Origin of the sequence: Streptomyces sp. NPDC020983 (assembly GCF_044333485.1) — a bacterium.
In the GTDB taxonomy this organism is placed as follows: domain Bacteria; phylum Actinomycetota; class Actinomycetes; order Streptomycetales; family Streptomycetaceae; genus Actinacidiphila.
On sequence record NZ_JBIRRA010000001.1, the window covers coordinates 124,914 to 136,453 of the forward strand.

Annotated in this window: 12 protein-coding genes; 3 read left to right on the forward strand and 9 right to left on the reverse strand. The window is 73.1% G+C overall.

Features of this window, described 5'->3' with window-relative positions:
- Nucleotides 1–250: 250 nt before the first annotated feature.
- On the reverse strand, nt 251–1,099 hold the full coding sequence (locus tag ACH4SE_RS00675) for a hypothetical protein (RefSeq protein ID WP_398541070.1): 849 nt from the start codon (nt 1,097–1,099) through the stop codon (nt 251–253).
- 241 nt (nt 1,100–1,340) lie between these two features.
- Between ACH4SE_RS00675 and ACH4SE_RS00680 the strand changes: the two genes are divergently transcribed.
- Nucleotides 1,341–2,444 (forward strand): Leu/Phe/Val dehydrogenase, encoded by a 1,104-nt coding sequence (locus ACH4SE_RS00680; RefSeq protein WP_398541071.1) that lies wholly within the window; start codon nt 1,341–1,343, stop codon nt 2,442–2,444.
- Nucleotides 2,445–2,741: 297 nt separating this feature from the next.
- Nucleotides 2,742–3,017 carry a DUF3073 domain-containing protein gene (locus ACH4SE_RS00685; protein WP_398541072.1) on the forward strand — a complete coding sequence of 92 codons (276 nt, stop codon included), beginning with the start codon at nt 2,742–2,744 and terminating at the stop codon, nt 3,015–3,017.
- Nucleotides 3,018–3,109: 92 nt separating this feature from the next.
- Here the strand turns inward: ACH4SE_RS00685 and purM are convergent, their stop codons facing one another.
- The 7 genes from purM to ACH4SE_RS00720 all read right to left on the reverse strand — a co-directional run bounded on the left by purM (nt 3,110) and on the right by ACH4SE_RS00720 (nt 10,519).
- Nucleotides 3,110–4,177, reverse strand: a complete 1,068-nt coding sequence (purM, locus tag ACH4SE_RS00690; RefSeq protein WP_398541073.1) for a phosphoribosylformylglycinamidine cyclo-ligase — start codon at nt 4,175–4,177, stop codon at nt 3,110–3,112.
- A gap of 41 nt (nt 4,178–4,218) precedes the next feature.
- The gene (purF, locus tag ACH4SE_RS00695; protein WP_398541074.1) at nt 4,219–5,736 is read right to left on the reverse strand and encodes an amidophosphoribosyltransferase; all 1,518 of its coding nucleotides are present in this window, start codon (nt 5,734–5,736) and stop codon (nt 4,219–4,221) included.
- Nucleotides 5,737–6,396: 660 nt separating this feature from the next.
- Nucleotides 6,397–7,203 (reverse strand): sterol carrier family protein, encoded by an 807-nt coding sequence (locus ACH4SE_RS00700; RefSeq protein ID WP_398541075.1) that lies wholly within the window; start codon nt 7,201–7,203, stop codon nt 6,397–6,399.
- 424 nt (nt 7,204–7,627) lie between these two features.
- On the reverse strand, nt 7,628–7,831 hold the full coding sequence (locus ACH4SE_RS00705; RefSeq protein WP_398541076.1) for a DUF4177 domain-containing protein: 204 nt from the start codon (nt 7,829–7,831) through the stop codon (nt 7,628–7,630).
- A 100-nt stretch (nt 7,832–7,931) separates the two neighbouring features.
- The gene (locus tag ACH4SE_RS00710; protein ID WP_398541077.1) at nt 7,932–9,194 is read right to left on the reverse strand and encodes an MFS transporter; all 1,263 of its coding nucleotides are present in this window, start codon (nt 9,192–9,194) and stop codon (nt 7,932–7,934) included.
- Between the two features lie 286 nt (nt 9,195–9,480).
- Entirely contained in the window at nt 9,481–9,690 is a 210-nt protein-coding gene (locus ACH4SE_RS00715) for a DUF397 domain-containing protein (protein WP_398541078.1), read from the reverse strand.
- Nucleotides 9,653–10,519 (reverse strand): Scr1 family TA system antitoxin-like transcriptional regulator, encoded by an 867-nt coding sequence (locus ACH4SE_RS00720; protein ID WP_398541079.1) that lies wholly within the window; start codon nt 10,517–10,519, stop codon nt 9,653–9,655. The genes ACH4SE_RS00715 and ACH4SE_RS00720 overlap by 38 nt, the downstream gene beginning before the upstream one ends.
- A 125-nt stretch (nt 10,520–10,644) precedes the next feature.
- Between ACH4SE_RS00720 and ACH4SE_RS00725 the strand changes: the two genes are divergently transcribed.
- Nucleotides 10,645–11,109: an ATP-binding protein gene (locus ACH4SE_RS00725; protein ID WP_398541080.1), complete on the forward strand. Its 465-nt coding sequence runs from the start codon at nt 10,645–10,647 to the stop codon at nt 11,107–11,109.
- Here the strand turns inward: ACH4SE_RS00725 and ACH4SE_RS00730 are convergent.
- Nucleotides 11,094–11,537 carry a hypothetical protein gene (locus ACH4SE_RS00730; protein WP_398541081.1) on the reverse strand — a complete coding sequence of 148 codons (444 nt, stop codon included), beginning with the start codon at nt 11,535–11,537 and terminating at the stop codon, nt 11,094–11,096. The two genes, ACH4SE_RS00725 and ACH4SE_RS00730, sit on opposite strands and share 16 nt — an antisense overlap.
- Nucleotides 11,538–11,540: the final 3 nt, after the last annotated feature.

Below are 11,540 nucleotides of genomic sequence, written 5' to 3' on the forward strand. Positions count from 1 at the left end.
CGTGTCATAACGGACAGTCACGCGAGCGTGACGATCAGTCACAGGACGATCAACTGCAACATCCCCACCTTCGAATCGAGCCCGAGGCGGACCCGTTGTCCCATTTTGGCATGACAGATGGTGATCCAGGCAAGACTCCAGGTACGTGCTCTCCATCACGCTTGACCCGAAAATCCGAATCGCACCCCGGCCGGACGCCTGGAACGTCCCCCGCCCGCAAGGAGGTTGCACCCGTGTCCGGACCGGAAGATCAGTTCGAGAACTGCAGCTCCCGCACCGCCCGCCAGCGCTCGGTCAGCCGTTCGTACGCGACGCTCGCGGCCGCCGAGTCGCCCTCCCGGAGCGAGGCGAGGCCCTCGGCGACGTCGGCGGCCGAGCGGTCCCCGGCCAGCCGCTCGGGGCCCATGACGTGGACGAGGCCGCCGTAGTCCAGCTCGACGAGCGAGCGCGGGTGGAATTCCTCCAGCCAGCGGCCGACGTCGACGAGCCCGTCGACCAGCGGCCCCCCGTCGTCCAGCGCGTCCTTGAGCACCCGCAGGCCCCGCGCCACCCGGCGCCGGGCCTGGACCATCGGGGTGCGGTAGCGCAGCAGCGGCTCCTTGCGCTCGCCCTCCCCCGCCGGCTCGTACTCCCGCTCGTCGTCGCCGACGAGGACGAACCAGCGCACGGGCACGTGCCAGGTCGCGGTACGGATCCAGGGCCGGGCGTCCGGATTGCGCTCGCGCCAGGACTCGTGGTCGGCGGCCGCCTGCCGGCGGACGACCGGCGGCAGCATGGCGTCCAGCACCGGCTGCGGCAGCTGCTGCCCGAAGGTCTCCAGCGCCAGCCAGCCGCGCAGCCGGGTGCGCCAGGGGCAGATGTGGGTGACCCCGCCGATCTCGGCGACGAAGGCGTCGGCGCTCTCGTGCACGGGCACGGCGATCGGGGGGACGGGCACCAGGCCCGCGAGGGACTGCCGCAGCTCGTCCTGAGCGGTCCGGCAGGTGCCGGCCGCGGCGTAGCGGTACCAGTGGGTGCGTTCGGGCTCGGGAAAGGCCGCCAGCGGCTCGTAGACGCGCAAGTACGCCGCGTAGGGGACCACTACCGGTGAACCGCTCACACCCGCTCCCTCGCGCCCGCCGTGCCGTCACGGCGTCCGGTGTCGATCGTCCCACGCCCCCGCACCCCCGGGACGTGATCCCGGCCACTGGCCACGCCTGCGGGCGACCCGCCGGCAGGGCCCCGGGGGCACCGGAGGGCCTACGCTGTGCCCAGCATCGGCCCCCGTCGAGGAACCGCACCCGTACGGGGGGCGAGAGCCATCCGCAGCACTGGGCCACCGGACTATGGGAGTCACCACCGTGACCGACGTAACCGACACCGGGAGTGTCATCGCCAAGCTGTTCCGATCGGAGCAGGGCGGGCACGAGCAGGTCGTTCTCTGCCAGGACCGCGCGTCCGGCCTCCGGGCCGTCATCGCGCTCCACTCCACCGCCCTGGGCCCGGCCCTCGGCGGCACCCGTTTCTTCCCCTACGCCTCCGACGAGGAGGCCGTCGCCGACGCGCTCAACCTCGCCCGCGGCATGTCGTACAAGAACGCGCTCGCCGGCCTCGACCACGGCGGCGGCAAGGCCGTGGTCATCGGCGACCCGGACAGCGACAAGACCGAGGCCCTGCTGCTCGCCTACGGGCGCGCGGTCGCCTCGCTCGGCGGCCGGTACGTGACGGCCTGCGACGTCGGCACGTACGTCGCCGACATGGACGTGGTCGCGCGCGAGAACCGCTGGACCACCGGCCGCTCCCCGGAGAACGGCGGCGCCGGCGACTCCTCGGTGCTCACCGCGTGGGGCGTCTACCAGGGCATGCGCGCCGCGGCCCGGGTGCAGTGGGGCGAGGCGTCGCTGCGCGGCCGCCGGGTCGGCATCGCCGGTGTCGGCAAGGTCGGCAAGCACCTCGTGGAGCACCTGCTGGAGGACGGCGCGGAGGTCGTGCTGACCGACGTGCGGCAGGCCGCGGTCGAGGCGGTCACCGGCCGGCACCCCGGTGTCTCGGTGGTGAGCGACGCCGAGGCGCTCGTCCGCACCCCGCTGGACGTCTACGCGCCCTGCGCGCTCGGCGGCGCGCTCGACGACAAGACGGTGGCCGCCCTGACGGCGAAGGTGGTGTGCGGCGCGGCCAACAACCAGCTCGCCCACCCCGGCGTCGAGAAGGACCTCGCCGACCGCGGCATCCTGTACGCGCCCGACTACGTGGTGAACGCGGGCGGCGTCATCCAGGTCGCGGACGAACTGCACGGTTTCGATTTCGACCGGGCCAAGGCGAAGGCGACGCGCATCTACGACACGACCCTGGCCATTTTCGAGCGCGCGAGCGCCGACGGGGTGCCGCCCGCGGTCGCCGCCGACCGGCTCGCCGAGCAGCGGATGGCCGACCGGACACCGGCCGAGGAGTGGTTGCGCCCGTGACTGGTCAGGGGGTACTCGCGAGTATGCGCGAGTAGCCGGGAGTGACGCACGTGACCGAACGCACGGCCCGATAGCAAGTTGGTGCTAGAAGAAGGTAAAATCGGGCCTGACCAGGCAGGACAGGGCCTTGAACAGCCCCTGATCCGACGCGCGTCGTGCGGGCGACGTACCGTGCGGCGTCGGAAGCAGGTACCGTTGAGGCCCTACGGGCAGGTCCTCCGCGCCGGAGGCCTTCCGCATCATGAACGCGTGTCAAGACTCGGGGCCGCTGAGCCCCGCCGTTAAGGGGGTCGAGCCATGGGGCGCGGCCGGGCCAAGGCCAAGCAGACGAAGGTCGCCCGCCAGTTGAAGTACAACACTGGCGGAACGGATCTTGCCCGTCTGGCTGACGAGCTGGGCGCATCGTCGTCGAGGCCGGTGAATCCGGAGTCTGTCGACGACGATGACGACGACGAGCTGGACGACGACGACCCGTACGCTCAGTACGCGGATCTCTACAACGATGACGACGAGGACGAGGGCGACGGGTCCTCGGGTTCGTCATCCGCGTCGTCGCAACGCCGTCGCGCTTGACGCGGTAACGACACCGGCATCCATCCACCTGCGGTGACCCGGTCGGGGCCTGGCCTCCGACCGGGTTTCGTCGTGACCGCACCGCCCGGCCGTCACCCCGCGTAGTCGCCGATCATCCGTACGGCCCCGTCGCCGTCCTCCCGCGCGCCCACCTCGCCGGCGACCCAGGCGTCCACCCCGCGGTCGGCCAGCACGCTGAGCGCGACCTCGACAGAGTCCTGCGGCAGCACCGCGATCATGCCCACGCCCATGTTGAGGGTGCGCTCCAGCTCCGAGCGCTCGATCCGGCCCTCGACCCCGACCAGGCCGAAGATCGGCGCGGGCACCCAGGTGGAGCGGTCGACGGTGGCGTTCAGCCCGTCCGGGACCACCCGGGCGAGGTTGTTCGCGAGCCCGCCGCCGGTGATGTGGGCGAAGGCGTGGACCTCGGTCGTCCGGGTGAGCGCCAGGCAGTCCAGCGCGTAGATCTTCGTCGGCTCCAGCAGCTCCTCACCGAGGGTGCGGCCGAGCTCGGCGACCTCGCGGTCCAGCGCCCAGCCGTTGGCCTCGCTCAGCACGTGGCGGACGAGGCTGTACCCGTTCGAGTGAAGCCCGGAGGACTCGATCGCGAGCACCGCGTCACCCGTGCGGATGCGGTCCGCGCCGAGCATCGCGTCCGCCTCGACGACGCCCGTGCCGGCGCCGGCCACGTCGAAGTCGTCGGCGCCCAGCAGGCCGGGGTGCTCGGCGGTCTCCCCGCCGACCAGCGCGCAGCCGGCCAGGACGCAGCCCTCGGCGATGCCCTTGACGATGGCCGCGACCCGCTCGGGGTGGACCTTGCCGACACAGACGTAGTCGGTCATGAACAGCGGCTCGGCGCCGCACACCACCAGGTCGTCCACGACCATGCCGACCAGGTCGTGCCCGATGGTGTCGTAGACGCCCATCCGGCGCGCGATGTCGACCTTGGTGCCGACACCGTCGGTCGCCGAGGCCAGCAGCGGGCGCTCGTAGCGCTTGAGGGCGGAGGCGTCGAAGAGGCCCGCGAAGCCGCCGATACCGCCGACGACCTCGGGACGGGACGCCTTGCGGACCCATTCCTTCATGAGCGTGACGGCCCGGTCGCCGGCCTCGATGTCGACGCCGGCGGCAGCGTAGCTCGCACCGTTTGTCTCAGGCATTGCAGGCACTTTCGTGTCGGGGATCGCGGAAGCGGCCGGGCTCACGGCCTGCGCAGGGCGTCGGCGGCGTCCGCGCCGCCCGCCAGCTCGACCTCCAGCAGCTGCTTGCCCAGCAGCTCCGGGTCGGGCAGCTCCATGGGGTATTCGCCGTCGAAGCACGCGCGGCACAGGTTCGGCTTGGCGATCGTGGTCGCCTCGACCATCGCGTCCAGCGAGATGTACGCGAGCGAGTCCGCGCCCAGCGAGGCACCGATCTCCTCGACGCTCATGCCGTTGGCGATCAGCTCGGCGCGGGTGGCGAAGTCGATGCCGAAGAAGCACGGCCACTTCACCGGCGGCGACGAGATCCGCACGTGCACCTCGGCGGCGCCCGCCTCGCGCAGCATCCGCACCAGGGCCCGCTGGGTGTTGCCGCGCACGATCGAGTCGTCCACGACGACGAGCCGCTTGCCGCGCACGACCTCCCGCAGCGGGTTGAGCTTGAGCCGGATGCCGAGCTGCCGGATGGTCTGCGAGGGCTGGATGAACGTCCGGCCGACGTAGGAGTTCTTGACCAGGCCGGAGCCGTACGGGATGCCGCTCGCCTCGGCGTAGCCGATCGCGGCGGGCGTACCGGACTCCGGCGTGGCTATCACCAGATCCGCCTCGACGGGCGACTCGGCGGCGAGCCTGCGGCCCATCTCGACGCGCGAGAGGTAGACGCTGCGGCCGGCGATCTCGGTGTCGGGACGCGCCAGGTAGACGTATTCGAACACGCAGCCCTTGGGCCGGGCGGGGGCGAAGCGCGAGGTGCGCACGCCCTGCTCGTCGATCGCGACCAGCTCGCCGGGCTCGATCTCACGGACGAAGCTCGCACCGCAGATGTCGAGGGCGGCCGTCTCCGAGGCGACGACCCAGCCGCGCTCCAGCCGGCCCAGCACCAGCGGGCGGATGCCTTGCGGGTCGCGGGCGGCGTAGAGGGTGTGCTCGTCCATGTAGACGAGGCTGAAGGCGCCCTTGATCCGCGGCAGCACCTGCGGGGCGGCGTCCTCGACGGACAGCGGGTTGCCCTCGGCGTCGCACTGCCCCGCGAGCAGGGCCGTGATCAGGTCGGTGTCGTTGGTCGCGGCGACCTTGGTGGCCCGGCCCGGGGTCTGCGGCAGCTCGGCGACCATCTCCGCCAGTTCGGCGGTGTTCACCAGGTTGCCGTTGTGACCCAGGGCGATCGAGCCGTGGCTGGTCGCACGGAAGGTCGGCTGCGCGTTCTCCCACACCGAGGCACCGGTGGTCGAGTAGCGGGCGTGGCCGACGGCGATATGGCCGGTCAGCGAGCCGAGGGAGGTCTCGTCGAAGACCTGGGACACCAGTCCCATGTCCTTGAAGACCAGGATCTGCGAGCCGTTGCTCACTGCGATGCCCGCGGACTCCTGTCCGCGGTGCTGCAGGGCGTACAGCCCGAAATAGGTGAGCTTGGCGACCTCTTCGCCGGGGGCCCAGACACCGAAGACGCCACACGCGTCCTGGGGGCCCTTCTCTCCGGGGAGCAGGTCGTGGCTGAGTCGTCCGTCACCACGTGGCACGTTTCCGAGTCTAGGGCAGGATCGCCCGTCGTCCGAACGGGGGACGGTCACGGAGCGCTGCCGAACAGCACTTCTATGCGCGTAGCGCCTTGGGGGGCACGGGGGTGTGACGTACCCCCCAAGGCGGGGCCGCCGGCCGCTCATGGGGTTCTCTCCGGCCGACGAGACTTCGCCCGCATCATAGGGCTCAGGTGTTCGCGCCGGGGGCGGATCGCGCAGAGCGTGTGAAAGGCACGGTCCGGGGTGGCCGGAATCAGCCGCCCCGACAGCCGGGGACGCCCGTGCGCAGCCGGCCGGCCGTCGTGCGCGGACGGCCCGCGCGCACGGAGGCGCCCGCCGGTACGGGGGTTCCGGCGGGCGCGTCTTCCGGGGCGTTCCCGGCCGGAAGGTCCGTTCCGGCGGCCGGTCTCGCCGCATCGATAGTAGGAGCGCGGGGCCGGACGCACCTAGGGAACACCGGCCCGGCGGCGTAATTGCGCCATCCCGGGCGGGGGGAATTCCGGGACGAGACGGATACGGCAGTGCATGACGGGCACGCCATGCGGTGACTTCGGTGTCAGCGACTGACCGACCGCGGCCGGGTCCGCCCCGCCGTGGCGCTCGTCACCCTCCGTGCCCTCACCGGGCCGCACGGGCGGGCGCCGCCCTCCCCGGGAGGATTCACCGCATCACGGGCAGATACGCCGAGAGGTCTGCGCGCTCCCCGCTCGCGGAGACGGCGGCGTCCTCGACGGCCGCGGCCCAGCCCGTACGGCCGGTCGCGAGCCGCAGCCACGTCAGGGGGTCGGTCTCGACGACGTTGGGCGGGGTGCCGCGGGTGTGCCGGGGCCCCTCGATGCACTGCACCGCCGCGTAGGGCGGCACCCGCACCTCCACCGCGTTGCCCGGCGCCTTCGCGGCGAGCCCGTCCGCGAGCACCCGCACCGCCGCTGCCAGCGCCTGCCGGTCGAGGACGGGCTCGGTGCCCGTCGCGCGGGCCAGGTCGTCGGTGTGCACGACCAGCTCCACCAGCCGCGTCACCGTGAAGTCCAGCGCCCGCATCCCCCCGAACGGCTCGGGCAGCAGCCGCCCCGGCCGCAGCGCCTCCGCCCGCAGCCCCGGCAGCCGCTCCACGGCCGCCTCGACCGCGGCGACCGGCTCGCCCATTCCGGCGGCCGTCTCCCGCGTCCCGGCGTCCAGCCTCGCCGCGACCGGCTCGGTGGCCTGCGTCCAGGCGTCCAGTCCCATCAGCCGCCCGCCGGGCAGCGGCTCCGGAGCGGCGAGCGCCTCGCCGAGCGCGTCGATCTGCCGCACGACATGCGCGACCAGCAGCCCGACGTCCCACCCCGGCAGCCCGGAGGGCAGCCCGAAATCCCCGGGCGCGAGCCCCCGCACCGCGTCCCGCACCAGCCCGGCCTGGGCGAGCAGCGCCCCCCACGTCCGGTCCGGGTCGTACGTACGGGCGCGTCGGCGGCCGGCAGTCGTCATGCGCCGAGCGTATCGCCGGGGTCCGACAGCGGATGGCCGCCTCCACCGCGCGCGGCGACGGGCCAGGGGCGCGCGTCCTGCCGCGCGGGGCAGCCCCCTTGGGGGCCGCGCGGAACCGCGCGACCAGCCCCTGCGGCGCGAAGGCGGCGAAACTCACCGCAAGGCGCACCCGGCACGGGAGCCCACGGAGCCGCGCGCCGGGCCCCCGCGGCACGAAGGCCGCGAGACGCGGGCCCCCGCCGGCCGGAAGGCCGCGCGGCCACCCCACGTGGCACCTCCAGGGGCGCGGGGCGACGAGCCCCGCCGGCCGGAGAGCCGCGCGCCCGGCGCAGGTGGCGCCCCGGCGCGCGAGCCGCCCACCCCCGCGCGGGAGGCGGGAACGGCACCGCGCGCCGGACGCGGGAACGGCTCCCGGGCCCGGGCCTCAGCCCTGGCGGGGCCGCTCGAAGGTGAGGAGCAGGCCCTCGACGGCCCCGGGCCCGATGCGCCCCTTGACGTCGGCGGCGGTGATCGCCTTGAGCGCCCAGCCCTCCGCGGCGTGCTTGTTGAGGGTCTTCTCCAGCTTGTCGCTGTCGAGCGCGTCGCCTATCAGCGACTCGCGGAAGGTGACGACCTTGTACTCGTACATGCTCTGCCTTCGCTCGGATGCGTGGTGCGTGCCGCACGTGACCGGCCCACCCAACCACGAACACCCGCGCGGTGTCAGGGTTCCCGGCCGCGGCGCGCGGTCAGGCGGCGGCCCCCACCGCCCCCGCCCCCAGCGGGATGTCCCGCATGCGGCGCAGCGGCGAGAAGAACAGCCACAGCCCCGAGGAGCAACCGCCGGCGACGGCGATCCACAGCGTGGCCCGTACCCCCAGCACGCTCGCGAGCGCGCCGCCGGCCAGGCCGCCGAGCGGCAGCGTGCCCCAGGTGATCCAGCGCGCCGCGGCGCTCACCCGGCCGATCATGCCCGGCGGGCAGGTCGCCTGCCGGTAGCTGGTGAGCGAGATGCCGGTGACGACGGCGGAGAAGGTCCACGCGCTCCACCCGATCCCGTAGAGCACCGACCGCGGGCCGCTTCCCGCGAGCGGGATGAGCAGCCCCGGCAGGGCCAGCACGGTCATGGCGATCCAGCTGATGCGGGCCGAACCGACCCGCCGGGCGAGCGACGCGGCCGCCGCACCGCCCGCGACCCCGCCGACCGCGCCGAGCGCGAGCAGCAGCCCGACGAGGCCGGGGTCGACGTGCCGGGTGCGGATGAGGAAGACCGGGCCGAGGGTCTCGACCATGACGACGAAGAAGTTGGCGGTGCCGTTGAAGGCGACGGAATTGCGCAGGATCGGATCGCGCCACACATGCCGCAGCCCTTCCGCGACCTCGGTCCGCAGCGACGGCCCGGCAGCCGCCCTGACCGGCCGCGGCTCCCGCGTCCGGATCCCGGCGAGGGTGAGCGCGGACACCGCGAAGGAGGCCGCGTCCGCGATGACGGCGGTCGCGGCCCCGGCCGCCGCGACGAGCCCGGCCCCGAGCCCCGGCCCGGCGATCTGCGCCGCCGACTGCGACGCGGCGAGCTTGCCGTTGCCGTCCATCAGCTGCTCCTCGCGCAGCAGGTGCGGCAGCAGGCTCTGGTAGGCGACGACGAAGAAGACGGACAGCACCCCGTTCGCGAACTCGACCGCGTAGAGCTGCCCGAGCGTGAGCGCCCCCAGCGCGTGCGCGACCGGCACCGACCCCATCACGACGAGCAGCCCGAGATTGCACCCCAGCATGAGCGGCCGCTTCCGCACCCGGTCGACGACGGCCCCGGCGGGCAGCGCGACCAGCAGGTACGCGCACGTCCCCGCCGCTGACAGCAGCCCCACCTGCCACGCGCTCGCCCCGAGTACGACGACGGCCACGAGCGGCAGCGCGAGCACGGACACCTGCGACCCGACCTCGCTGACGGTCTGCCCGGCCCACAGCAGGACGAAGTCCCGGTGCCTGAGCAGGCTCTCCCCTTTGACGGTCACCGTCCCGATGCTGGCACCGGCCCCCTGGGGCTGTCCACGGTGAGGAGCTCCCGCCCTCCCGGACATCGGGGGCGAAGCCGTCGTCCGGCCGGTGAGCGGCGAGTACGCCGTGGAGCGCGGCACCGCGTCCCGCGGGCACGGGCGCTCAGGCCTGCCCGCGTCCTGGCGCGGCCGGAGGTCGTGATCCCGCGTTCTCCTCCCCCGCGCAGGTCGGAGCGGGGTTCGGCTCCGCCCGTGACGTGGTCAGGCCCCGGGCCGGGAAGCTGGCAGTCCCCCGCACTGGCGGTCAGCCCGCGAACTCCCCCGCCTTGACGGCCCCGACGAAGGCGACCCACGCGTCGGCGCCGAAGAGGAGGGCGGGGCCCTCGGGGTCCTTCGAGTCGCGCACGGGCACGACGCCGGTGAGCCCGTCCGCGACCTCGACGCACTCGCCGCCGTCGCCGTTGCTGTACGACGACTTACGCCACGCCTTCGTCGGGTCCGGTGCTGTGCTCATGCGCGCTGTACTCCTCGGCCATTGATTCGAGCAGGCGAAGCGACGCCTCCGGCGAGAGAGCGACTGCCCGCGCGAAATCGTAGTCCTCGGCGTAGCGACCAACCATCTCCGGTGAGTCCAACAGGTGACCTGAGCGGGCGCCCTCGACATACGCCGCCGGTGGGGCGTCTTTGAAGGTCAGCAGCGTGAGTTCGCAGCCCATCAACGGATGCGCTCCCGCAGACGCCGGCAGAATCTGAAAGGTCACACGCCGGGAACGCACCACCTGGGCGAGGTGATTGAGCTGCTCGCCCATGCCCGCACGGTCGCAAACGGGCATCCGCAGGGCGTTTTCGTGCAGGATGACCCACAGCTTGGGCGCTGTTGGGTTGCCCAGAAGCGAAGCTCGCGACAAGCGGGCGCTGACCATCTCCGCGACTTTGTCCGCGGGCCGGGACGGGTCCGACGCCTCGAACAGGGCGCGCGCGTAGTCCTCTGCCTGGAGCAACCCGGGAATCAGGGTCGTCGAGAACTGGCGGATCGTCAGCGCCCCTGCGATCAGGTCAACGACATCCGCGAAGTACTCGGCGTGCTTGGTCGCCTTGAGAACCATCCTGCAGAGCCGCTCCAGGTGGCCGTCCGACTTCAGGACGGCGTCGAAGCGCTGCGAGAGGTCGAGCTGCGGTCTGCGGTTGGCGGATTCGAGCTGGCCGACGTACGCGCCGGAGCAGAAGACCAGCTCGCCGAGGCCTTCCTGCGAGAGGAGCGCGGCCTCGCGGAGACGGCGCAACTCGGCGCCGTAGAAGGCCTGGGGGGATTCGAACGGGTTGAGGTCCTTGGGCTGCACCATGGCGGACCGGCCTTTCCTGACAGCGCAAGAGCTGAGTTCGCGTCAGTTGTCGAGCCTAGCTGCACACCGCAACGCTTGGGGGACAGACGGTGATGTCCGGCGTGACGGAAAGTGGTGGGAATCGGATGAGCACGGTGCAGGGCTCCGGCGTGTGCACGGGGTGGACGTTCAGCCGGAGCGCGAGGTCCCCGAAGCGGGCGCGGCGGTTGCTGGTGGCGCAGCTCGCGGAGTGGGGTGTGGACGGTGCGGTGAGCGCCACCGCCGAGCTGCTGCTGAGCGAGCTGGTCACCAACGCCGTGCGCCACGCCGTGCGTCCGGCCGGCCGCCTCGTCGCGGTGGACGTCGAGCTGGCCCCGGGACGGCTCCTGCGCGTCGAGGTCGCGGACGCCTGCGAGGCCCCGCCGGTGCCCCGCCCGGCGGACGCCCCCGACGCGGAGGGCGGCCGCGGCCTGCTGCTGGTCGAGGCCCTGTCGGCGCACTGGGGCACGTACCCGCGCCGCCACGTCGGCAAGGTCGTGTGGTTCGTCCTGGACCTGGCGCCCGCCGGGGCGGGCGCCCTCGCGGCGGGCGCGGCTCAGTCGCCGGAGTAGCCGAAGAAGTGGAGCTCGCGGGGCTCTCCCGCGTCGTCGTGGAGCACGACGCACCGGCCCTGCCAGCGCGAGTGCGGGAAGTCCTCGAACCTCGGCATGTCGGCCCGCGTGGGCTTCCGCGTGCCGAGGACGCGCAGCGCCTCCTCCTCGGACACCGGCTGCAGCGTGAAGTAGTCCCGCTCCTCGTCCGGGCCGACGATCCGGAAGATGTCGAGGATCGAATGCGTCCCGCACTCCCGGACGAGCTCGTCCTCCCACAGCTCCTCGACGGTCCGCGGCCAGGGCAGCCGCTCCTCCACCGGCCGCCAGTCGGCCCCCGACACCCAGTAGTAGTCCCGCTCCTCGAAGACCTTCCGCTTCAACGCCTCGAACGCGCCCGCGAGGTCTTCCTGGTACGGCACGGAGTAGTCCCAACCCGACGCGCCCATGCG

What these genes read in the sequence shown, in the direction of transcription:
- ACH4SE_RS00720 (WP_398541079.1), bottom strand. Translation starts at nt 10,519, where the DNA reads ATGGTGCAGCCCAAGGACCTCAACCCGTTCGAATCCCCCCAGGCCTTC.
- ACH4SE_RS00705 (WP_398541076.1), bottom strand. Translation starts at nt 7,831, where the DNA reads ATGTACGAGTACAAGGTCGTCACCTTCCGCGAGTCGCTGATAGGCGAC.
- purM (WP_398541073.1), bottom strand. Translation starts at nt 4,177, where the DNA reads ATGCCTGAGACAAACGGTGCGAGCTACGCTGCCGCCGGCGTCGACATC.
- ACH4SE_RS00730 (WP_398541081.1), bottom strand. Translation starts at nt 11,537, where the DNA reads ATGGGCGCGTCGGGTTGGGACTACTCCGTGCCGTACCAGGAAGACCTC.
- ACH4SE_RS00685 (WP_398541072.1), top strand. Translation starts at nt 2,742, where the DNA reads ATGGGGCGCGGCCGGGCCAAGGCCAAGCAGACGAAGGTCGCCCGCCAG.
- ACH4SE_RS00725 (WP_398541080.1), top strand. Translation starts at nt 10,645, where the DNA reads ATGAGCACGGTGCAGGGCTCCGGCGTGTGCACGGGGTGGACGTTCAGC.
- ACH4SE_RS00700 (WP_398541075.1), bottom strand. Translation starts at nt 7,203, where the DNA reads ATGACGACTGCCGGCCGCCGACGCGCCCGTACGTACGACCCGGACCGG.
- ACH4SE_RS00715 (WP_398541078.1), bottom strand. Translation starts at nt 9,690, where the DNA reads ATGAGCACAGCACCGGACCCGACGAAGGCGTGGCGTAAGTCGTCGTAC.